This window comes from Methylophaga thalassica MP (assembly GCF_000214595.1).
Lineage (GTDB): Bacteria > Pseudomonadota > Gammaproteobacteria > Nitrosococcales > Methylophagaceae > Methylophaga > Methylophaga thalassica.
Window position 1 is genome coordinate 57681 of sequence record NZ_AFIG01000003.1, and the last position, 23971, is coordinate 81651.

General features: G+C 42.5%; 18 protein-coding genes and 1 tRNA gene. 7 read left to right on the plus strand and 12 right to left on the minus strand.

From position 1 onward, the window contains the following. Positions 1-74: 74 nt before the first annotated feature. From MAMP_RS11905 to MAMP_RS11925, 5 genes are all read right to left on the minus strand, one after another. The gene (locus MAMP_RS11905; RefSeq protein ID WP_007146307.1) at positions 75-404 is read right to left on the minus strand and encodes a DUF2845 domain-containing protein; all 330 of its coding nucleotides are present in this window, start codon (positions 402-404) and stop codon (positions 75-77) included. 75 nt (positions 405-479) lie between these two features. Continuing rightward, the gene (locus tag MAMP_RS11910; RefSeq protein ID WP_007146308.1) at positions 480-2468 is read right to left on the minus strand and encodes a BCCT family transporter; all 1989 of its coding nucleotides are present in this window, start codon (positions 2466-2468) and stop codon (positions 480-482) included. A gap of 47 nt (positions 2469-2515) precedes the next feature. Beyond that, entirely contained in the window at positions 2516-3883 is a 1368-nt protein-coding gene (locus MAMP_RS11915) for a coiled-coil domain-containing protein (RefSeq protein WP_007146309.1), read from the minus strand. A 125-nt stretch (positions 3884-4008) separates the two neighbouring features. Beyond that, entirely contained in the window at positions 4009-4695 is a 687-nt protein-coding gene (locus MAMP_RS11920; RefSeq protein WP_007146310.1) for an endonuclease/exonuclease/phosphatase family protein, read from the minus strand. Positions 4696-4703: 8 nt separating this feature from the next. Beyond that, on the minus strand, positions 4704-6821 hold the full coding sequence (locus tag MAMP_RS11925) for a VTT domain-containing protein (RefSeq protein ID WP_007146311.1): 2118 nt from the start codon (positions 6819-6821) through the stop codon (positions 4704-4706). 297 nt (positions 6822-7118) lie between these two features. Between MAMP_RS11925 and MAMP_RS11930 the strand changes: the two genes are divergently transcribed. The 7 genes from MAMP_RS11930 to cyoE all read left to right on the plus strand — a co-directional run bounded on the left by MAMP_RS11930 (position 7119) and on the right by cyoE (position 15131). Then, the gene (locus tag MAMP_RS11930) at positions 7119-8342 is read left to right on the plus strand and encodes an HD-GYP domain-containing protein (protein WP_007146312.1); all 1224 of its coding nucleotides are present in this window, start codon (positions 7119-7121) and stop codon (positions 8340-8342) included. A 96-nt stretch (positions 8343-8438) separates the two neighbouring features. After that, on the plus strand, positions 8439-9695 hold the full coding sequence (locus MAMP_RS11935; protein ID WP_040576585.1) for a diguanylate cyclase: 1257 nt from the start codon (positions 8439-8441) through the stop codon (positions 9693-9695). Between the two features lie 671 nt (positions 9696-10366). Then, positions 10367-11275 carry a ubiquinol oxidase subunit II gene (gene cyoA / locus MAMP_RS11940; protein WP_007146315.1) on the plus strand — a complete coding sequence of 303 codons (909 nt, stop codon included), beginning with the start codon at positions 10367-10369 and terminating at the stop codon, positions 11273-11275. Continuing rightward, complete coding sequence (gene cyoB, locus MAMP_RS11945; protein WP_007146316.1) at positions 11265-13289, plus strand: cytochrome o ubiquinol oxidase subunit I; 2025 nt, start codon at positions 11265-11267, stop codon at positions 13287-13289. Before cyoA ends, cyoB begins: the two co-directional genes overlap by 11 nt. Positions 13290-13330: 41 nt before the next feature. Next, positions 13331-13945: a cytochrome o ubiquinol oxidase subunit III gene (gene cyoC / locus MAMP_RS11950; RefSeq protein ID WP_040576586.1), complete on the plus strand. Its 615-nt coding sequence runs from the start codon at positions 13331-13333 to the stop codon at positions 13943-13945. Beyond that, positions 13938-14264, plus strand: coding sequence for a cytochrome o ubiquinol oxidase subunit IV (locus MAMP_RS11955; protein ID WP_007146318.1), 327 nt, complete (start codon positions 13938-13940; stop codon positions 14262-14264). The genes cyoC and MAMP_RS11955 overlap by 8 nt, the downstream gene beginning before the upstream one ends. A 12-nt stretch (positions 14265-14276) precedes the next feature. Further along, positions 14277-15131 carry a heme o synthase gene (gene cyoE / locus MAMP_RS11960; protein ID WP_007146319.1) on the plus strand — a complete coding sequence of 285 codons (855 nt, stop codon included), beginning with the start codon at positions 14277-14279 and terminating at the stop codon, positions 15129-15131. Between the two features lie 70 nt (positions 15132-15201). On the opposite strand, the gene MAMP_RS11965 is transcribed toward cyoE, so the two are convergent. From MAMP_RS11965 to MAMP_RS11995, 7 genes are all read right to left on the minus strand, one after another. Then, entirely contained in the window at positions 15202-15993 is a 792-nt protein-coding gene (locus MAMP_RS11965) for an HNH endonuclease (RefSeq protein WP_007146320.1), read from the minus strand. Positions 15994-16550: 557 nt separating this feature from the next. Next, positions 16551-16656 (minus strand) — tRNA-Ser (locus MAMP_RS16215). Between the two features lie 101 nt (positions 16657-16757). Further along, on the minus strand, positions 16758-17306 hold the full coding sequence (locus MAMP_RS11975) for a hypothetical protein (protein ID WP_040576588.1): 549 nt from the start codon (positions 17304-17306) through the stop codon (positions 16758-16760). Between the two features lie 383 nt (positions 17307-17689). After that, a complete protein-coding gene (locus MAMP_RS11980) occupies positions 17690-18034 on the minus strand; it encodes a hypothetical protein (RefSeq protein ID WP_007146321.1) in 345 nt (114 codons plus the stop codon). Between the two features lie 123 nt (positions 18035-18157). Further along, on the minus strand, positions 18158-20212 hold the full coding sequence (gene brxL, locus MAMP_RS11985) for a BREX system Lon protease-like protein BrxL (protein WP_007146322.1): 2055 nt from the start codon (positions 20210-20212) through the stop codon (positions 18158-18160). 13 nt (positions 20213-20225) lie between these two features. Next, a complete protein-coding gene (gene pglZ / locus MAMP_RS11990) occupies positions 20226-22727 on the minus strand; it encodes a BREX-1 system phosphatase PglZ type A (protein WP_007146323.1) in 2502 nt (833 codons plus the stop codon). Further along, positions 22727-23947 (minus strand): Shedu immune nuclease family protein, encoded by a 1221-nt coding sequence (locus tag MAMP_RS11995; RefSeq protein WP_007146324.1) that lies wholly within the window; start codon positions 23945-23947, stop codon positions 22727-22729. The genes pglZ and MAMP_RS11995 overlap by 1 nt, the downstream gene beginning before the upstream one ends. Positions 23948-23971: the final 24 nt, after the last annotated feature.

Consider the following 23971-nt stretch of genomic DNA (forward strand, 5'->3'; position numbering starts at 1 on the left):
GTATACATTATTTAGATGTCTAAGTGAGCTTAAGTGTAGAAATTCAAACTTAAACCAAACTGAATAACGATCTTTTATTGAGTGGTAAAAATTCGGATAACTTTACCGTTTTTAAGTAAAACATGCGTGCTGCCTTTACTCATTGTTTTAAACATCCATTTTTCAAAATTATCCTGAAGGCGCTCACCATCTTTACCCACTTTCAAAGCCGGTCTGACAGACTTCACCACGTTGCTGGGCTGCCAGTTCTCGCCACAAACATGCATGATTTGGTCAACATCCATACCTACCTCTATGGCACTTTTGCCACAGGAATAATGATCTAAATACTGACTACTTCCCGCATGAGCTAAACCAGTAAAACTCAAACCTAAGGCTATCGAAGCCAAGTAAAAAAAACGCATATCTCTCTCCGTTCATTTTTTCAGGACAATATCATGAACTGTGTTGAATAATCTTGCCAGATTTTGTTATCAAATTTAACTGTCGCCAACAATATGCAGGAAGTGCATATGTTTTTCGTATTGAATCAGAATGTCATCAATGACTTGCTCTTGATTGTATCCGTACATATCGTAATGTTGACTACCTTCAGCAAGATACACTTCACCCCGATAATAACGCTTTGTCTCATCATCATCGTCTAATGCATCGAGGGCAAAACTTGGCATTACGTGCCTGACGCTGTGAACCCCGTAAACAAAGTCTTTCTCACCACCATAGCTGACGTTTAATTCAATCGAATCTTTTTTGCTAACAATCTCAGATTCAACACCAGTATTACGTAATTCCGCCGCCACTTTTTTCAACGCGGGTTTCACCACATCGTTCAAAAATGTTTGCATTGTCGCTTTATCAGGATATTCACTCAAATTTTTCAGGCGTTGCTTCCAGCCAACTTGTCTGCCTGTACTCACAGGAGTCTGTGGCACACCAATGATCAGGCGTTTTATGCCTTCCATTCTTAAGCCTTTCATCAAGCCAAAACACATCAGTAACATGATGACAACAAATGGCAGAGCACCAGCAATAGAAGCCGTTTGTAAGGCTTTTAAACCACCCGCCAGCAATAACGCAGCAGCAACACAACCTTCCGTTAATGCCCAAAAAATGCGCTGCCAAACCGGCGGTTTAGGATGGCCATTGGAGGTAATCATATCAATGACCAAGGAACCTGAATCTGATGATGTTACAAAAAATGTGATGACCAGTATGGTGGCTAAGCCAGAAGAAATCATACTCAGCGGCATATGCTCAAACATCGAGAAAACGGCGATGGCACTATTTTCACTGACGGCTCCAGAAATAACCCCGGCAAGATTACCCAGCTCCATATGAATGGCTGTTCCACCAAAAAACGTCATCCACATAAAGGTAAAACCAACAGGCACAAATAACACACCTAGAATAAACTGACGGATAGTTCGACCCCTCGACACTCGGGCAATAAACATCCCGACAAAGGGCGACCAGGCAATCCACCAGCCCCAATAGAATAATGTCCAGCCACCTATCCAGCCATTAGGATCATAAGCGTATAGATTGAATGTTTTATTAACCACTTCGCTTAAATAATTACCGGTGTTTTGTACCAATGTTTGCAATAAGAACAGCGTCGGACCAGCAAATAAAACAAACAACAATAAAAGAATAGCCAGCCCCAGATTAATTTCAGACAGACGTTTGATGCCTGAGTCCAGCCCAGCGACAACAGAAATAGTTGCTAGCAGTGTAATCCCTGCAATCAAGCCGATTTGAAGACCCACTGATTCTGCTGGTAAGCCAAACATATAAGTAAGCCCGGCATTCACCTGTAAAACCCCAAGACCCAGTGAAGTCGCCACACCAAACATGGTGCCTAGCACGGCGAAAATATCTACTGTATGGCCGATGGGGCCATATATTTTTTCACCAATTAAGGGATAAAGTGACGAGCGAATGCTTAACGGTAAATTGTGTCGAAAACCAAAATAGGCAAGCGATAAACCCACCACGGCATAAATTGCCCAAGCGTGTAAGCCCCAATGGAAAAACGTGATCGACATCGCTTCCCTGGCAGCTTCAATATCACCACCTTGGCCTACAGGTGGTGAAGAAAAGTGCATAATCGGCTCAGCAACGCCGAAAAATAATAAACCTATCCCCATGCCAGCACTAAACAACATGGCAAACCACGATAAATAACCATAGTCAGGTTCAGAATGATCAGGGCCAAGTTTAATAGCCCCATAGGAACTCATTGCCAGGCCAATACTGAAGATAAGGAAAAATCCGACGGCCAGTAAATAAAACCAGCCAAAACTATTTACTATCCAGGATTGAGTCGCGGTAAAAACTGAAGAGGCGGTATCAGAAAAAAACGCTGCAAAAATAACAAAAGCGATAATTAAAATAGCTGAACCAAAAAATACGGGTGGATTGATTTCTGCTTTACGTGTTGTTTTATTTTCTATCGTCGGACTCGTCATATATATATGAACTCTCTGATTATTATTTTGTTTAATGCGGGTAATACTTAGAAGTAATAGCCAAAATTGATATTAAAACGCGTCTGCCAATCATCATTCTGGTTGGCGCCTAAGCGATCACCAAAAGGATCATCGCCACCAATGAATTCATTGCCATTTGAGGCGCTTAAATCGGTGTAGATGTACCAGTTGCCACTAGCCCAAGCCGCCCCCAAAGTAGCGAGTGCACTATCGTTAAAGTCACGCTCTTCTTTCAATAAAATACTGTATTCGACATAGGGCATAACGTAATCCAGCCACGGCAACTGATTTGTGTCATAGCGATAACTGAGAGAAACAGCCGGTAACCAGGCTTCTGCAGCGACTGTATTGGGAAAATCATAGGCCCCCATTTGCACCAGCTTACTTGTTCCCAAAGGCTGATCTTTGTCTACGTCAAAACGGTAGTACGTTAATTGTGTTGCCAGTGTAAATGCTCGCCATTTGTTCAGCATATGACCAGAGACAGCATAATGGTGCCCATCATCTTGTGAACCACGGCTTTTTAATTGCGAATACTGTAAGGAGAAACCAAGATCGGTTTTGATTTCACCGGAACCAAGGTGAGTAATACCCCGTAAATTAAACTGGTTACGTTCTTCATAACCATCACCAGATTCATTGACCACATCGTAGGAATAGCGAGCACTTTGATGTGATGAACCCGTATATGAGCCTTCATCAGAGACATAATAGGCAATGTCCCAATCCCATTGGTCTGTGGACTGATGATATTTAACCCCCAGATCCATATCATCAGATAGACCGAGATAATAATGCTGATCAAAAAACCAGCTCTGCGATACACCATAAGGCCCGGGACCAAAAGGCACTCTGTTTACACCGACTTGTATCTGACGCTGCTCGTCAAATTGATAACCTAACCAGCCCGTGTGCAGAAAGTTATAACCGTTATACCAGCGGTATTCTAATTTCCCCAGATAAGGGCCATTTTCATAGTCGAGATTCAGACGAAACGTATCCAGGGCAAAGTTACCATCATCATCAAATGACCGTGAGGCACCACCTGTCTCAGGATAATCGCCAATCGCGTAATTCGCCCTAATCGCTCCCCCTACTTTGAGGTGACCAAACCGGATTTTATCGTCAGGTTTAGCTTCAGTATCGACTTGGGATTCTGCTAATGCTTCAAGTTTTGCCGTTGATTGCTGTTTTTCCTGTTCGGCTTTAGCAAGCGCAGCACGTGTTTTTTCCAACTCCAGTTGTAGAGCTTTAACACGGGTCTGTAATTGTTCAACCGTTTCTTGTTCAGCATCAGCAACTGCAATTGATGATGCGCCCAACGCTAATAGAGCAATAATTGATTGGCTTAAAAACAAGCTTCTTGTGGACAAGATAGCTCTTCGTCTTATCATGTAATTATCCGTTTAGATTACTGATGAACTTTTTGGAAAACGTTATTCACTAGGTGAAAAACGAAGAGGTGTGTTAAGAACACGTATTGTTTACCCTAACAATTTGAAGCCATGACTTCAAATCATCAGAACAGAATTCGGGCCACTACGGGGAGATGATCTGAGGCTTTTTTTGCCAGAGAAGATTTGTGTATATCCAAAGACAGTAGATGCTGACGAGGGTGAACCCAAATACGATCCAAGGCAAATACAGGAAAAAAACTGGGGAAACTCTTTCTTGATGGCGTGGTATCAAAATAGGCTTTTAAGCGGCGTAATGTTCGTCCCCACAAAAACCATTCATTCAAATCCCCCATCAACACCGCCGTATCAACTTCATGCTCGCCTAGACGGCTCAAGAGTTTTTCTACCTGATACTGGCGTTCCGTAGGTTTTAAACCAAAATGAGTGGTCATTATCACCAGTTGATGCTGCTCTATTTCCAGCCTGAGTTGAATGGCACCTCTGGGCTCATGAGGTGCCAGACTCAAATCAATCAGTTCATGAGAGCTTAATGGATATTTACTTAAAACCGCATTGCCATAATGACGACTTTCACGAAACATTGTCGGTCCGGCAATACCGATCATCCCCGTTTGTTGGGCAATAAAATCCAGCAGGTCGATATCATTGACCATGTGATGCTCGACCTCTTGTAGCGCAATGATGTCAGCATCTATCTCACGGATGACATCCACTATTCTAAACGGATCAAAATGTCCATCAGTGCCGATACAGGCATGGATGTTATAACTGGCTAACTTAAGGTCCATTCAATCTCTTATTCGTCTTCTTTACGATTAATCAGTCGCTTCAACCCAACCATAATGCCAACAATGACGATGACGACTCCCACAAATATCGCGATTTGTTCAGGGTCTGGATTTTGCACAGTTCGCATCAATGAATCAGCAAACACTGTAATACCCAATATCCCCGGTAACATACCGATCAGCGTACCAATGGTAAAATCACGCGTATTAATATGTGAGCCACCGGCGACAAGATTAATCACTGTAAACGGTGCTACAGGAATAATGCGTACAGTGATAATCGCCAAAACACCATGTTTAGCCAGACGCCTGCTTAATTTATTGATACTGGAACCGGCTAATTTCTGAATGGTATTTCGCCCCATATAGTGTCCAACGGCATACCCCATCAAGCCACTCACCAGCGATCCAATAATGGAATAAACAGTTCCCCATAAAGGGCCAAATGTCAGTGCCGTTGTGATAATCAACAGGGTCACCGGAAAGGCAATCAATCCGGCAATGGCAAAAATACCGATCACAATTAATGGTGTTAATGGATGTGACTTAATACCTTCAGCGGCATGTTGTAATGTTTCCGGATTTAACCATTCACTTAATGGTGTCCATCGCCAAATAGCTGTTAACGCTAGTACCACAATCAAAACGGCAACAATTTTCCACCACTGTTTTTGGGCTGATTTTGGTTCATCAACCGGAATAAACATCTTAGTCAGTTTTTCCGTTTCAATCGGCCTTTCAGGATCGACAATGGCAGAATCCGGTAACATCTGATTCGCATAGTCAGAGACCGAACAATCAAGTTCACGTAATGTATGACTGTTTTCCTGTCGAGCATCTATCAAGCGAATAAGCGAACCTTCCTGAGATAAATTCTGGCGGAGTTCATCTGCTGTCATACCAAAATGTTCTGTCAGTAAACGCTCGCGAAACCGACTGACAGTAGCTTTGTGTTCATCTGTCTCCGCTTCAATCACCAGATCACATTCACTATCGAAGCCCATGGAACGGTTGCTTAAATTTGCTGAACCGACTCGCATTAAACAATCATCAATGACCGTGATTTTTGCATGCACGCTGATATAAGAATCACCAAGCTCATCACGATGCGGATAACAAAGACGTAACCGATTATGTTTGTCAGCCTCTTTCAATTTGCAGGCCACACGATAACGCAAAACATCCATGGTGGCCTGTTCCAACCAGCCACCAGTCATTAATGGCAAGACTAAAACAACATCGGGCCCGTCTCGTTCCTGCAAGCGTTCGGCTAATAAATCAGCTACTTTCCAGGAGGTAAAATATTGATTCTCCATATATATAAGATTTTCAGCCGCTTTCAGGCTATCAATATAGAGTTGTTCAACTTCACGAATTTCTTTCTGATCACGGTACTGAGGCATTGTCCTGCTGATGCCTATCTCGATGTCTTTAAACCAGGGCTCGATATATTCAGGCCATGCCGATCCTGATTTTTGTGACGGTTTATTGAGTTTTTCGCCGGTCGCTTTTAACCAGCGTTCTCGTGCCAGGTCACCTAAGGCGGCTGCCGCTTCACCTTGCACCATCATTTGTACATCATGAAATGGCGGGTAATGATGACCATCAGGATCAATACGTCTTGATTCTTTCGCTTTATGTTCCGAGCTATCCCAACGACTTTTGCCAATATCAAAACCACCGGAGAAGGCAATCTCATCGTCTATCACCACCACTTTCTGGTGCTGAGATGCTCCCATTGGACACTCACCATCGAGTTTAAAATGCAATCTGTTTTGAGATTTCCACGCTGGTTTATACATGGGCAACCACTCACGCTCCATCGTATAAACCATTGCCCAGTCCCAGTTCAGAATATAAACATGTAAATCAGGGTTTCGGTTAAGCACTTCACTGATAAAAGCACCCAACTCTACGGGTAGGTCTTCAACTTGATCACTGTTGCGAACAAGTTGCATTCGGCTATCAATATCCCAGGAAAGAATATATACCGAGTGTTTCGCCCGCTGGATAGCAGCATGCAAAGCACCAAAGTAATTTTCCCCATCGATAAGTAAAGCAACTTGATCTGCATGTGTTTTTTGCCAGCAATTGTTACCTTCTTTCAGTATGGGTGTTTTTGTCACACTTGATTCCTAAATGATAGTCAGGGAGGGATTTTGCCACTGAGCATAACACAAGAATGCGTGACCACACACCGCCATCCTCTGCTGAAAACAGCCCTTTTTCGTATTCTTTGTATCGATACAATATATCTCTATTTTCAGTTAATTCAGTTCTGAATTTTCACAATAATTTCAAGGCTATACAAATAATAATATAAGGCTTAGACGAATAATTGAAATAGCTATTGATGGCACCGTGTAAGCACGATATGTTTGTTATAAATAATAAAAAATATCTTCAATTGATAGAGAGAGAGAATGGCGATAAAACGCATTGCTACAAGTGAGTTACAAATCGGTATGTATATTCAGAAACTAGGAGGGTCCTGGATACAGCACCCGTTTGTCCGCAGTAGTTTCTTGCTCACCGAACCCAATGACATTAAGCGCATCAAAGAAGCAGGTATAAAAGAGTTGTGGATTGATGACGAGAAAGGCGAAATAACCGAAGCAGCCAAATCTTCCGACTCATCGCAGAAGACTGATTCGCCCACCGCACAACAAACGACCACAGATAAAACTCACTCTGAGATAAAAGCTTCAGACGCTTCAAGTTCGATTGAGAATGAAATCGAACGAGCCAGAAAACTATGCCAGGATGCCAAACCTCAGATCATGTCGATGTTCAACGATATTCGTCTGGGTAAAGCCATCGATCCAAAAACCACCCTACCACTTGTTGGTGAAATTGACTCGTTGGTTCAACGTAACTCTGCTGCCATACTCAGTGTCGCCCGATTAAAAACGCATGATGATTACACATACATGCACTCTGTTGCTGTATGTGCGCTTATGTTGTCACTTGCCAATCAGATGGGGTTAGATAAAGAACAAACTCGCCTGGCTGGTATCGGCGGTCTGATGCATGACTTGGGTAAAGCCGCTATGCCTCTAGACATCTTAAACAAACCAGGCAAGCTCACAGATGCTGAATATCTGATCATGAAAAAACACACTATCGTGGGCGCCACAATTCTGCAGGACAGTGGTGCAGAAGCAGAAGTGATTGATATTGCATTAAATCATCACGAGAAGATTAATGGCACCGGTTATCCCAACCAACTGCCTGCAGAAAAAATTTCTCAGCTGGCTCGTATGGCTGCTATTTGCGATGTCTATGATGCAGTGACCTCTGAACGTGCCTACAAAAAACCTTGGGAACCCGCCAATACCATCCGTGAAATGTCGAAATGGGATGGACATTTTGATAAACAAATTTTTAATAGTTTTGTTAAATCTGTAGGTATCTACCCGATTGGCTCTCTGGTTCGCTTAACGTCTCAACGCTTAGCTGTGGTAATTGAGCCTGCTATAGACTCCTTACTAAAACCTAAAGTCAAAGTGTTCTTCTCAATACGCTCAAATGCCCCCATTCCTATACAAATCATCGATCTTTCTGCAAAAAACTGTAAAGAAAGCATTGAAGGACCTGAAGAACCCGCAGATTGGGATTTTAAATCCTTAGAAAATCTATGGTTATGAGTTATTATCCCGGTAAACCTCAATAACTCTTCACAAGACTAATGAAAGTCAGATGGATGAGTTTTAGCTGTTAGACATTATTAAAGGATAGATATGATGGCAGATAAGACACGATCGTCCTTACACACGCTGATTACCAAGCGTTATATGCTGGCTGTAACACTTATTGCTTTGTTATCCAGCTTTGCTGCATATACGCTAAAGTCTGCTCTTTCTGATGTTGATAATACGGCCTATATTGTCAATATTTCTGGTAGTCAACGCATGTTGAGTCAACATATTGCCCTGGATATTCATCGTTTGTATCAACAACGCTTCGTGATGAATACAGAACAAACAGAAACTGAAAATCTGCTGACTCAGCACATAGACACGATGAAATCCGCCAATCATCAGCTCGCTTCAGGCCAACTCAATAATGGACATCAGCTTGAACTCTCCCCAACTATCAGAGATATCTATTTTGGTGACATAGACTTATATGATCGCGTCAATTTTTACTTAAAAATCGCTACCCAAATCCTAGATACAACGTCTGAGGAACCATTTTTACAACTGATGAGCGAGATTGATAGCTCCTCTGAAAACTTATTAATCGATTTAGATAAGGCCGTTAATCAATATCAACGTGAAGGCGATGAGCGACTGGAGATCATTCAACGACTCGAAGTCGGTGTTTGGTTAGTCACACTGCTCACACTCATGCTGGAAGTTATTTTTATCTTCAGACCCATGGCAAAAGAAGTCATCAAATCACGCGATGCAGAACAACGGCTGCTTAACAGCCTTGAAGATCAAGTTGAACTTCGTACCTATAAACTTGAAGCCGCCAACAAAAAACTACAAGAGCTGGCTAGTAAAGATCCTCTCACTAATCTTAATAACCGACTGACACTTGAAGTCGATATAGAAACCCTTATCAAAGGCTTCTATTCTCATCAGTGTCCATTTGCTATCGCCCTGATTGATATTGATTTTTTCAAAAGAATCAATGATGAATACGGCCACTTAGCCGGCGATCATGTACTGAAAGAATTTGCTGAAATATTACAATCACAAGGACGTAATACCGATAAAGTGTACCGTGTCGGCGGGGAAGAGTTTGTCTTACTACTGAACCGTGTTCCCTGTGAGAGAACTGAAGAAATGATGCTGGAATTGATCGACAAAACCCGGTCTCACCAGTTTAAGTTTGAAGGTCAACAATTCACTGTGACCATAAGCATGGGTTTGTACCATACTGACCTTTTCCCGGTAGCGAATCTCCGAGACTTATTCTTCGTCACTGATAAAGCACTCTATGAATCAAAAGCTAATGGCAGAGACAGGCTAACCCTGGCTACGCGGATGTAGAACAACAGGCTTTAAAAGTCCTTAACATACAATAACTTAATCAGGAGTCAATGTTTTAGCGATGTCGTTTCAGTTCAGTTTGCTAAAAGCACATTCCAGATAGTACATCTTCGCTATCTGCCATTTTCAACATTAGGGAATAACTCCCAAACTCTCAGTGAGTATCTCCCAAAGCATCGTTAATTAAACGTTGTACACTACCAAACTGTGATTTCAATGGTCTGGAAGCGGTTTAAATTTCGTCTGTGATTAGCAGATAAATTTTACTTATCGACGCTTGATTGTCCCGTGTCTTTCCATACAGATCATTGTCCTCAAGCTTAATACCTATGCAGTTACCTTCGCTTGGACTGCTCTTTAATTAAGGCATTCTTTGCATGAGGTTAAAGCGGTGAGTTTTGAGATGTAACCGTACTGCTTACCAGCAGTATTTATGACACGACGAGATAGTCTGAGTGACTAAACAAATAGTCTTTAACAGAAGAGATGGGTGGCGAAACGTATGTTTTAAGACGTATGAAATCGCTTCAAGTCACATTCAAACAATACAGGTTGACACAGGCATTATCTCGTATCGTTACTCGATATCTGTATAACATTTTTGCGCTCAGAGTCAGGGAAGAAGTGGCAGGAAAACTGTTCAAAAAAGGCGCTTAAACCGAGGATTCTGAATGAAAAAAACTAAGTGTTCTGCTTTTGTCAAAGGGTTATCAATGGCTTCAGCAGTTCTGTTGAGCGGTTGTAAAGCAGGAGTTTTAGATCCAAAAGGACCGGTAGGTCATGATGAGCGTACGCTTATCATTACTGCCGTATTACTCATGCTGGTCGTGGTCATTCCTGTCATTGTGATGACACTGGTTTTCGCATGGAAATACCGTGCTTCGAACAAAAAAGCCGAATACAAACCCAACTGGGCTCACTCAACCAAAATCGAAGTCATTGTCTGGACGGTGCCCTGTATCATCATTCTCATTTTAGGCACGCTGACCTGGATAACCACGCATTCGCTCGATCCATTCAAACCACTTGAAACAGCCGATAGTCAGAAGCCAATCACGATTGAAGTCGTTGCACTCGACTGGAAATGGCTATTTATCTATCCAGAACAACATATAGCCACAGTTAACCAAGTTGCCTTCCCTGAAAATGTGCCCGTTCGTTTCAAGGTCACCTCAGATACGGTGATGAATTCGTTCTTTATCCCTCAACTGGGCAGTCAGATATATGCGATGGCGGGTATGCAAACGGAAGTCAATTTGCTCGCCCATGAAACCGGTGCTTTTGATGGCATGTCAGCCCACTATAGTGGTGAAGGCTTCTCGCACATGAACTTTAAAGCCCTCTCCCAAACACCATCCCAATTTAATGAGTGGATTAATAAAGTAAAACAGGCCCACCGTGAGCTGGATCAAAACAGTTACGACGTCTTAGCCAAACCCAGTGAGCAAAATCCCGTTGCTTACTATTCGTCAGTGAAGCCTGACTTGTTCAAATCAATTGTCATGAATTACATGAATACGAACTCGGATATGGCCTCAGAAGAAATGCAATCAGATTCAGGAGTAACTGATGTTAGGTAAATTAACGCTTGCGGACATTCCCTACGATAACCCTATCGTAATGAGTGCGGTCGGCTTTATGGTCCTTTTTGGGCTGATTATTTTTGCCCTGATTACGCGTTATGGTAAGTGGACTTATCTCTGGAAAGAGTGGCTGACATCAGTTGATCACAAGAAAATTGGTGTGATGTATTTCTTAGTGGCATTGGTGATGCTGCTTCGAGGTTTTTCCGATGCCATCATGATGCGCTCACAACAGGCAGTCGCTCTGGGCGCCAATCAAGGCTATCTGCCACCTGAGCATTATGATCAAATATTTACGGCGCACGGCGTGATTATGATTTTCTTTGTGGCCATGCCATTCGTCATTGGTCTCATTAATATTGTGGTTCCATTACAAATTGGTGCCCGTGATGTGGCTTTCCCATACCTCAACTCAGTCAGCTTTTGGTTGTTCGTGGTCGGTGTGATATTGGTTAACCTGTCACTTGCTGTCGGCGATTTTGCCAAGACAGGCTGGCTAGCCTATCCACCGTTGTCTGAATTGAATTACAGTCCGGATGTCGGCGTTGACTATTACATATGGAGTCTACAGATATCCGGGCTCGGGACATTACTGACCGGTATCAACTTCTTTGTCACTATCATCAAGATGCGTGCGCCGGGTATGACATTAATGAAAATGCCGATATTCAGCTGGGCGGCACTATGCACTAATGCCCTGATCGTCGGTGCTTTCCCGGTATTAACAGTAACGTTGGCATTATTGACTCTGGATCGCTACCTCGGCATGCATTTTTTCACCAATGCCATGGGCGGCGACATGATGATGTACATCAACCTGATTTGGATTTGGGGCCATCCGGAAGTGTATATCTTAGTGCTACCGGTATTTGGTGTCTTCTCAGAAGTCGTTGCTACCTACTCTAAAAAACCTTTGTTCGGCTATACATCAATGGTGTATGCGACGATTGCGATTACCATACTTTCGTTTATAGTCTGGTTGCATCACTTCTTCACCATGGGCTCGGGGGCCAACGTTAACGCCTTCTTTGGCATCATGACAATGATTATTGCCATTCCGACCGGTGTGAAAATCTTTAACTGGTTGTTCACGATGTACGGTGGTCGTGTCGAATTCAGCTCACCTTTACTATGGACGCTTGGTTTTATGATTACCTTCAGTATTGGTGGCATGACCGGTGTGCTTCTATCTGTGCCAGGTGCCGACTTTGTATTGCATAACAGCCTGTTTCTGATTGCACACTTCCATAACGTCATCATTGGTGGTGTGGTATTCGGCTCTATGGCTGGCTATGCCTACTGGTTCCCAAAAGCATTTGGTTTCAGACTCAATGAACGCTGGGGCAAATATTCATTCTGGGCATGGTTTGTAGGCTTCTATCTGGCCTTTATGCCGCTCTACTATCTGGGTTTCCTCGGAATGACTCGTCGCCTCAATCATTATGACAACCCTGCCTTCCAACCCTGGTTAATACTGGCTGCAGTGGGGGCAGGAATTATCATGTTGGGCATCATCTTCACCATCGTGCAACTGGTCGTCAGTATTCGTGAACGTCACGCGAATATGGACGTTACTGGTGATCCATGGGGTGGTCGTACACTGGAATGGTCAACCTCATCACCACCGCCTTTCTATAACTTCGCGGAAATACCTGTCGCCTCAGAACTCGATGCTTTCCATACGATGAAAGAAAGCGGTGATTACCCGCCAGAGCCTAAGCAATACAAAGAAATTCACATGCCAAGGAATACTGGTGTGGGTGTCTTTATCGGTCTGTTTAGTTTGATTTTTGGCTTTGCCATGATCTGGTACATCTGGTGGATGGCGATTGCAGGTGTTGTCGGTATTTTGGGCTGCATGATCTGGCGCAGCTTTGATAATGACGTCGATTACTACGTGCCGGTCGAAGAAATCGAGCGCATTGAAGGCGAATGGCTTGAGAAAGTACGAAATCACCATGAATCAAATGGCAAGACAAGTGCTGACTCAACATCTACGCAAACTGCGTAGGTCAATTAATACATTATTAATAAGGTAATCAGGCATTAATTATGACTACTGATGTTTTAGATAACGCAAATACTCACGAGCATGCACATCACGATGCCTCCTCAACACGAGTGTTCGGCTTCTGGATCTACATAATGAGTGACTGCATTTTGTTTGCGGCGTTGTTCGCGACATTTGCAGTACTCGGACACAATTATGCAGGTGGGCCCACTGGTAAAGAGATTTTTGAGTTAGATGGTGTACTGATCGAAACCTTCTGCCTGTTATTCAGTAGCATCACCTATGGTTTTGCCATGGTGGCGATGAATAATGGTCAGCGGCAACTTGTCATACTCTGGCTGGCCATCACCTTTTTACTGGGTGTCGGTTTTGTGGGCCTTGAACTAAACGAGTTCAGTCATCTGATTGCTGAAGGCCATAGCTGGCAGCAAAGTGCATTTCTGTCCTCATTTTTTGCCCTGGTCAGCACACACGGTCTGCACGTGAGTTGTGGTTTGATTTGGATGATATTCATGATGATTCATGTCTATCGTTATGGATTGAGTGAACTGAACAAATCTCGCTTGATGTGTTTGAGCCTGTTCTGGCATTTTCTGGATATCATCTGGATCTTCGTATTTACCTTTGTTTATCTGTTGGGGGTTCTGAATGGATAACGGCCATATCGCCGGTGCAGCTCACGGCACCTATAAGTCTTATCTGATTGGTTTTATTCTGTCAGTCGTACTGACTGTCATTCCATTCTGGATGGTGATGCATCCTACGATGGCACCGTCCACTATCGCCATCAGCATTCTCGGCTTTGCTGTTGTGCAGGTGCTAGTCCATCTGTATTTTTTCTTGCACCTCAATACCTCGTCAGAACAACGTTGGAACCTGGTCGCCTTTGCTTATACCTTCATCTTGATATTGTTTATCGTAGTAGGTTCTCTCTGGATTATGCATAATCTTGGTTACAACATGATGCTCGACTAAGACAGGTAATAAGTGCTAAAAAAATATTGGCAGGTTGCCAAGCCAGGTATTGTGATTGGCAACCTCATTTCATTAGCGGGCGGTTTTTTCCTCGCATCGAAAGGCAGCATCGATTTGATGCTGTTTTTTTATACCGCTTTTGGTGTGTCACTGATCGTCGCTTCCGGCTGTGTGTTTAACAACTTCATTGACCGGGATATCGACACGCTGATGGAACGCACCCGTGACAGGGTTTTAGTACAAGGACTGATTTCACCACGTGTGGCGTTGGTCTATGCTTCAGTGCTTGGCCTGTTAGGGACGTTTGTGCTGTTGTACGGTACCAATATCATCGACGTCACCGTAGTTCTGGTGGGTTTTATTATCTATGTCGGCGTGTATAGCCTATCGATGAAACGTCACTCCGTTCACGGCACATTGATTGGCAGTCTTGCTGGTGCCATGCCTCCCGTGGTGGGTTATTGTGCTGTCAGTAACCAGTTTGACCTCGGTGCGGCTATCTTGCTGCTGATTTTCAGCATTTGGCAAATGCCCCACTCTTATGCGATCGCCATTTTCAGGTTTAATGATTACCGTGCCGCATCCATTCCAGTACTGCCCGTAGCCAAAACTATTCAGAGTGCTAAACACCAGATTTTGCTCTACCTGATTGCATTTAACCTGGCAACGCCCCTGCTTTACCTGACTGGTTATACCGGTGTTTGGTATCTCATTATCACCTCAGCCTTTGGCTTATATTGGTTATATATAGCTTGGGCAGGCTTGAAGACAAAAGAAGATACGGCCTGGGCTAAAAAAGTCTTTTTTGTCTCCATCCTTATCGTCATGGTGCAAAGTCTAATGATGTCGGTGGATGCTGTCGGCTGAGTTAATCGTGGTGTCTCAATCCAATTACCGCTGTAACTGCGCATAAATATTACGTCGCAAAATCGTTTCTTTAAAAATTACCACCAGAGTTACCACCATTTAATTTGCCGCAAATAACTTGATATCGTGGACTTTCTTTAAAAAAGTGTAACGAAATATCAACCTTGATATATTTAATTCCGTCCAAGTCGATATAACTTAAAATCAATCCTTCGCGTGTTTGAGGTAATTGTGGTTCGTATCCACCAACATAGTAAGTAATATGTTTCTCTGCTGTTTTATCCAATATATGCTCAATAAGCAACGGCTCGAACCCATCGTGACCTAATTCAGCACAACAATATGCATGGGCGATCTTTGCTAACTGTTTTGAGAATGAATGTGGATTGGCCGTAGGAGAACGAAGACTAATTTTTGACCAACCCAATTTTACTCTAAGCTCTGTGAGTTTCGTTTCGCCCTGTTTGAGAAATTTTGACTCTAATGTGAATTGGGACTCTTTCCCAGAAAGTAAGCCTGGTTGAGTATATTTAACAATGATTTGAAAGCTTGGTAGATCACGAACTAAGATATTTTCGGTCACTTTCCTACCATTATTGTCTACTCCAGTAACTTCTAAATACTCATTAAGTTTGCCGGCGTTTTTGTTTCGTCTCGACTTAATACCCTCATAAGCCCTATGCAAACCATAGAGCTGCCTTGCAATAATTAACTCATTTTTCGAGGTTATTTTTTGGCAGGTGTCACAGCTCGATTTTGGGAGAACCAGCTCACCTCCCAAGGCATATGGAATAATATGCTCGCGAGTAAGTGAATCATTAACAGTCCCACAATAAATGCACCTTTCAGCAGCTTCATACATTAGTGAGGTTCCTTCCATGTAGTTTTTTCTATTTAATTTGCTGTCAGCATATACAAGTTTAGGGTGTCGGTCAGTTGATTGGTCAACCTAGACATTTCATGCCGCTCCCCCCCCCCCGCCAGTAAAGGGACTACCTAAGTGGGATTCTATACCCCCACTCCATTTCTGCCATGACAAGAAATATACTATGGTGTCGGTCAGGTTGCACACGATACTTAAGATATTGAGAGATATTGAGGGTCAGAGTAAAAATAACTTATTTTTCGATTCTGAGGATAGGTTTTAGTACGGTCACTTTTATCCCTATCAACATTTCAATCTATTGTCTGAACTTATCATTGCCTAAAGCTGATGCAAAACCTGTATTGGTAGCTCTTCTCACGCTGTCAGTCATACTTTAGGTAGTAAAGCTTGAAGGCATGTACTTCAACAAGTGAAAGCGACCCTCAGTGATTATGTGCGGGTAATTATTTAGTGGGTGGTTAAACAGAAATAACAGGCATAAAAAAAGCGCTTAAAAGCGCCTGATGCTGATTTGTTTATCTGGGGTTGAAAAATGGAGGCTGGGGTCGGAATCGAACCGGCGTACACGGAGTTGCAGTCCGTTAATTATATATGTATTTCAGAGTGTTACACAAGAAACACACTCTCTGACACCCAACCTAATAAATTTCTTTATTTTTTTCTTCAAAATTACCACCTAATTGTTAGCTTTGCGCAAACATCACTTAATGACAAATATTATCCACTGGCCACGAAGCTTCTTAAATAAGATCGCCTATTGGATTTTTCGAAGTCACGGTTAGTGCTCTAATCCAATGAATTCGATTCTCTGTATACGTTTCCATGTAAATATATAGCTGCTCTTTAATATACATCATAGCCATTATATCTCTTACAAACTCTTTTCCCATCCATAAGTCAGCTTCCCAGGTTGGCTTCCCTCTTACCTTACGATAATTCCCAATCCCTTTTGGCGGCGGACTTAGTACTGGGAAGCTATCTTCTTTATACTTTTTATAAATACGACTTCCAAAGTCATCTCTCTTGTGAAAGTCATCCAAAGTAGCATTTAGGTTACTTTTCCCTAGCTCACGACCTATGATCTGAGCTGTAAAATTATGACCAGATAGTTTCTCTGAATAGAGACACTCACCGTAGAGAATGACTGATGGATAGTAATCGTGAATGTGATCGGATGGTTGATAAAATATTGGTCTATTTGTATAGAGGTTGTAATGCAGGGATGCATCACACTTGAGGTCTGCACTCCTAACCATAATTACCACTTCATCATAATTTCGTCCGGTCATAATAGCTCCGCAACACGATTAAGTTTGCCTGATGCTGGTAGTATTTTCTGAGAGATTTTTTGCATTTTGATAAATCCAGTACCTTTCAGGCCATAGATGACATCAAAAATATGTTAGCTCGATATACGTACGATTAAATATCACCATAAACTTGATGTTCAGTTAGTGGCCTTTTAAACTTTTCTTAAAAAGTAGTGAAGTGACATATGACAAACTCAGTTTTCTATCTGGAATTATGAGAACTTTTTTTAAAAGTTGCTGATGGTTATTGATAAATAATGACTTTTGAAAGCCCTTAACTTTTAATGTTGATTTAGTTTTCCCGAATGAAATATTTTGTTCATAAAATGAGATCCGATAAGTTCCTATTCGCCGGATTGTTGTTATTTCATTTGCTTAAATGAAACCCACATATCCGCCATATCACGCGGAGCGCCCTCGTACTGCGCGAATTTCACAGCGTTCTTCAAATCAATATTGTTGGTGAAACTATCGATATTCTCGAAACTATCCAGCTCTTCGAGTTGGTCAGCTGATGAGACGCTGTAAATCTCCTTCAGCTCATCACTCAGATATTCGATTTCATAATCATGTGCAACGAAAAGCGTATGCAGGCATGGGTTCGCACTCTGATCAGCAGTAAAATCTAAATCTAAGACCCGTTGCCCGCAGAATGGGCAATAGATGTTGTTCATATGGCCGCGGCTAAACTCAACACGACTTATCATAAAGTTGCTTCTCTCCTGAAGTTAGGTTGTTAATGGTTGTGTCAAAGCATAAACCCAAAAAGCGACATTTAATGTCGCTTTTTGGGTTTCACAATGGTGGAATAAATTTATTTCTGAACTATCTTAATGTTGCTTTATGTACGTCACTTCAAAAGCCCTACATTGTCGATACTTCTGCATTCGGTTTGCAAAACTAAAGGCATCACCCATTTCGTAATGCTGAAAAATATCTAAGCCTCGATCTAAGGAAATCTTCCATCCATGATCTGTCACGATATGCCTAGCATGCTGAGCCCCAGAATTGTCGAAATCCCATGAGAAGCTAATACCCAACATTGCACTAGCCTCTTTCATCTTCTCAAAATGCTCTTTTTGCTGCTCACCTTTGAAGTCATCTTCAACGGTAATTAAGTGAACTGCTACCTCTTCATCATCAGATTTGAATTTCACGATAGTTTCGAGGAGTTCCATAACGTTACGAATTTGATAAAAAGCCCTGATGTAAGGATCAGTTATCGTAATATCTGTTGCGCCCCGGAGATAAGCACCAAACAAAGAATCGTATGACAGGCCTTTCTGATTCTCTTCAAATGTCAGATGTTTTTCTTCAGGTGCTGGATCTGTAGTAGTATTAGTTTGTGTTTGACCAGATGACGTCCCGTCTTGGAACTGATATTCTTCTAAATCACCATCATCCCCCTCAGCAACGGTGTGGTGGAAATAGTTGGGGTATTCTTTTTCCTCAAGGGTTCGAACTCGAATTTTCTTACCTGTCTGACTTTGATAGCTAAAATCGACATCGGCATATGTCGTATCAATTCTTAATAGCTGGTCTTTAACCCGCTTTCTTCCCTCCATAGCCAAGGTGAGAATCTCTTCAATATTTTCTTGGGTTGCCCCACCATGCGGGAATAAGATCTTCATGAGGCCAGAGAAGGTTTTGTTGATGGCATCACGGTCACGAGTAGATATGTCACTTGATAGGGTGAAATGCTCTTTGTACTGATCTGAAAAGTCCTGGTTACGCAGGTGACGAAGAATCTCTGCGAGATAATCTACCACAAACCCATATCCATTGGAGAACATCTCTCCACGGATAATATCAACCTCCCAACCTGGAATGTAGAAGTGCAGACGATCCAGAAAGGCTGAGTCATAGAATTTTTCTGGTAACGCATCGAACAAGTCAGAGTGCTTCAACATGTAAGGCACGCTGTGTTCAGTGTTACCGACAAAAACCATTGAAGCATCAGCACCCAAGGTCTCAACACCACGAGAAAATGACTTATTCGCCATATAGTTTTTCATGATGTCGACAAGTGCCTTATCAACACGCTTCTTCTTGCCCGCGAACTCGTCAAAAGCCACACAATCCCAATAACCCACTAAGCCAATCTTACCTGAAGAATTATTCACAAACAGCTTAGGTACAGTAACCTCACCACCAGAAATCAAAATGCCGTGTGGTGAAAACTCAGAATATATATGGGACTTACCTGTGCCTTTCGGACCTAGCTCTATAAGATTGTAATTACGCTCACAGAAAGGGATTAGACGTATCAGCTGAATTAACTTACTTCGACGTCCAAAATACTCAGGGTTAAAACCTACACTCTGGATAAGTACATCAATCCACTCATCTAAGCTGAATTTCTTGCGGGCGTCGATATAACTTTCGTAATCGAAATGAGACATCTGGATGGGTTTGAGGCTAGCTAGAATCCAAGGACTCGCATCCTTATCCTCAGTATGCTCATATTCAATGTCAGCAATGCACCAAACACCACCCACAAGCAGTTTTGGATGTCTTTTTATGGTGTCTGAATCAATCAAAACCTTTTTTATACCAAGGTTTGAAAACTCAGCTTCATAGACATCCTTTTTATCATTCAAAGCAACGCTGATTTTATCGATGACTTTGTGTCGGCCTTTCTCACGAATTGTAGACCTTATCAACCCGGCCTCATTACGATGAACATAATGCTTTGCCAGAATCTCCTTAACCGTCTCTATACCAGTTTCGATGGTAGCTTCATCGCTGGTTGCACAATACTGTCCCAGCAGATACTCAAGCACATAGGATGGAACAATGGCATTCCCCTTGACCGTTTTTACTAGATCTTTACGAACAACCAGGCCAGGAAACTGTTCATTGATTTTTTTATCCAGTTGATTCATCACTTATCCAATCCTAAAAGTCGAAATCACTCGTAAAGGAGCGTCGCATTGTATAACGAAGAGATTTATATTCTTTGAAGTGTGAGGTCCCCGCATGCCGCTCCTCGAGCTTGAGTATCACTTCTTCTCCGTTGGCATCATCAGCTTCACGCGTCAATACAAACCGCATCGGTAACTCACGGTCTCGGGGATTATCAGAGCTCAAATCAAAAGTCAGCTCATGCGTATCAGAGATCAACTTACCTGATTGAGTGTATATCCCAGCTTTCAATTGACGTGGCTGAAGCTTGTCAGTGACAGGTGCAACTTGATAGAACGCCACTGCAACCTGTCCTGAGGTAATCACAGTGCTTCCACCGCGCAGGATCTCAACCTCCACTGCACTGACATCACTTTTGCGCTTTTTATTGATTTTAATGATCGGAATTACAGTCTCTTGAAGCGTTGCCCCACCGTGAACAAAGCGACTACCCGAACCACTTTTACGCAGTCTGTTGATTGACTTCGGTACACGAATTTCAACATCACCAGACAACCCAAGCTGTGAAGATGTGAAAGAATGGAGGCTGTTTGAATCACTTAAGCCTTTACCCAAGACAAACCGCCTGTCTGAGTAAAGAATAGAATCTCCACTAACATCTACGCTTGAAAAATCACTCTCATCAATCGCTCTATGCTGATAAATAAAGCCATGATCGGCTGTCACGAGTATATTCGAGGCATTCGCAGCAGTGAGCTTTTTGATCAACCTGATTAAATCATCCAATGCTTCTTCAGCGGCCTCAAATGCTCTACCTTCTGAGTGAATTTTGTCACCAGTATGGTCGATTCTATTATGGTAAATGTAAACCACATCACTGGCTTTCAGCATTTCACGACTGTCATCTCGACTCAGTGACATAAAGTCTTCTGCCGTGATTGCCTTACCTCTACCATCAATGGCAGCTTTCAGAATTTTGTCACGATTGGCGGTGCCCATCGAGCTCTGACTATCCACGTGCACTGTCCCAGTATCATTGTCAGCAATGGCTAGCTCTTGATTAGGCAGCAGGGCTGCCATTCCCAATTGAGTATAGCTAGGCAGCATCGATAAAGCTGGCTCAAGTTCAGCGCTATATCTATCTTCTTGTCGAATCAAGCTTAATAACTCATCGCCGATTTCATAACGCATTGCATCAGAGATGATGACGCAAACCCTATTATCTCTATTCAAGAATGGCCTTACCCAGAGCTCAAAGAAGTTTTTCTGTAATGGCACCGGAGACGCATCCCATTTTTCCACGCCATCCACAAGAGCTTGGAAAGCATCTCCAAGCTTCAATAGGTAATTATTGGAGTAGAGGTTCTCAATTTGTTCTGATAAAGCTGCTGTCATTGATGGATGTGCAGCGCGACGAGTATGGTAGATAAACTTACGATAGTACTGATCCAACAGATACCAAGTTTGGCAATAACGCTGCACACCATCCGCCAGACTTTCTATCTGAAGCTTAACCTCACCAATGGTTTGAATAAATAGCGCGGCATAGTCTATGGCTTCATAGAGATGTTGATATTCTTGATACCAGTGCCCCTGACGACGCTGCCGCACCCAGAGTGCCACATCACCCGATGAAATAGTTCGCTCACTCAACTCACGAACCAGATCACTGATAATTTTTCTGTCGATTAGCTGGAAATAATCCAACTCGATCAAATCTCGGAAATCCCTACTGGAAAGATCCTGCTCAATTGCTAAGACCTCAGCACATTCCTCTGATAACTTTTCAAAACACTGTTCATACTGACGACTATCCTTCCAGCGTTTTAGAAAGACCAACGCATCGCCTCTTAGAGTGAATTCACCATCAGTACCCATTGCAAAACAAGACTTGAAAAGTTCAATGACGAAATCTCTAATACTTGGCGTTGCAGATTGATAGCCGTAATGTCTTGCCATCTGCTCCCATAAAAAAGACTCCAGCTCACAACGTCGAATAAGCTTAACTTTCTCATCATCACCCTCTGCAAGTTCTTGCAGAAGAGACTGAACAACCACCTCTATACGTGGCTCATCAGTACCAGCACAAACAGCCAACATCTTCAGTTGAATTACACCAGGCGTATCATCAGCGTTTAATAGCTTTTTAAGACCGTCCTTACGCTTAGCCGCTTGGAAAAATTCAGCATGACTCTGAACCAAGTCGGCAAACTCCAAACCCAGACTCAGCTCTGAAAGCCAGATGGCAATCTGATCGGTCCGAAACTCACCATGAGCCAATTGTACGTCTAGGAGCCAATTATTCAGGTCATCAGGTTGAGGGCCATCATGAAACAGCAAAAATTTCTTTTTAGGTTCTTCACGCAGGATATGATGCTTTAACGTAAATTCGTTATTGGCAATCTCCAGCTTTTCTATGCCAGATAATTCTAAAGCCTCAAAGTCATCACGAAGTTCATGCTTGGCGTCATACCAAAAGACAATCCTGTGCTTATCAAAAAGGTTGGTAAGAGCTTGAGAGATGCGATTGCTCATTATTGTCTGAGGCCTCTTTTACTAAACCGAGAATAATTGTGATGAATCATCGAGATGATATTGTCTAGTCTTCTTAAAAGATCATCGTAAGTCATTATATCCATGATGTTGGCATACTTACGCCTAATAACTTCAAAATCGAATCTCTGGTCAGCGTTCAAATCATTGACCCGGCCCAGTATCACAATAGCTTTGGGGTTAGTAATTCTAAGCTCAAAGTTATTAGGTAATTCACTGCTGTGCTTACTAAAAATCGCTTTTTCACCAGCTCTGCCCCACTTGTTTAAATGAAAGAGATATTTTTCCACCTGCATCACTGCGCCCGTTAGCTCTGACGCCGGGGTGTGACTTTGTCTGTATCGGGGGGTAGCCGAGACAACTTGATTAGACTTTGGACGTTTGATTTCTATTACATCAATGGTTCCATTGGCATCTACAAGCGCAAGATCAATATAGCGATTGGTTGACTTGTTTGGATTAGAATAGAAATCCTTAATGTGAACATTTTCAAGCAGAGCAATGTACTTGGGAAAGATAAGTAGCAAAAACTCTGCAATGAGCTTCTGCCAATCATTTTCACTGTAGGAATCTGAGCTCTTAAGCATAGACTCAAGTTCATCTCTCACAAACTGAAATTTTCTCGGTTCGTAATCTTCAAGAAAAGCTATTCGTGAGACAGGCTCAACAGTTTTTTTTCGATTGAGATGATTGTCTAGTTTAGTCTGCTCGTCTGACATCGTGCCCAGATAATCTCTGATTACTCCTGCCACTCTGGCACCGCTGTAATGATCTAATTCTGTCGATGTTGGGAAGTTCTTAAGTAGTGATTTAAAGGCCTCTTCGGGAATAGCTCCATCAGCAGTTCCACCAATCACGATAGACTCATTAATAAACTTATCAATTTTCCTGAAAATAGAAATATTTCGATGAGCTACAAAAGTTTTCCTCTCAATAGGCAAGTCACTAGCCAGACGAAGGTCATGCTTGAGGCCCAAAATATTTTTATCGATGATGTAATAGCCATCTTCGAGTTTACCGAGCTGAAAGATACGCTGATCCGCATCATGATCATCCAACAAGTGTTGAGAACGGAAGCTAAAGCAATAGCCAACCGTGACAGATTCGCCTGCTTCAATTTGCTGGTCAATTTCTGAAAGTGGTCGTAATTCAGGACTATACAAAAGCAAAAGTGCCTTATGAGCCTTTAGTATGGTTATCACAAATAAACCTCAATCTATATGAGC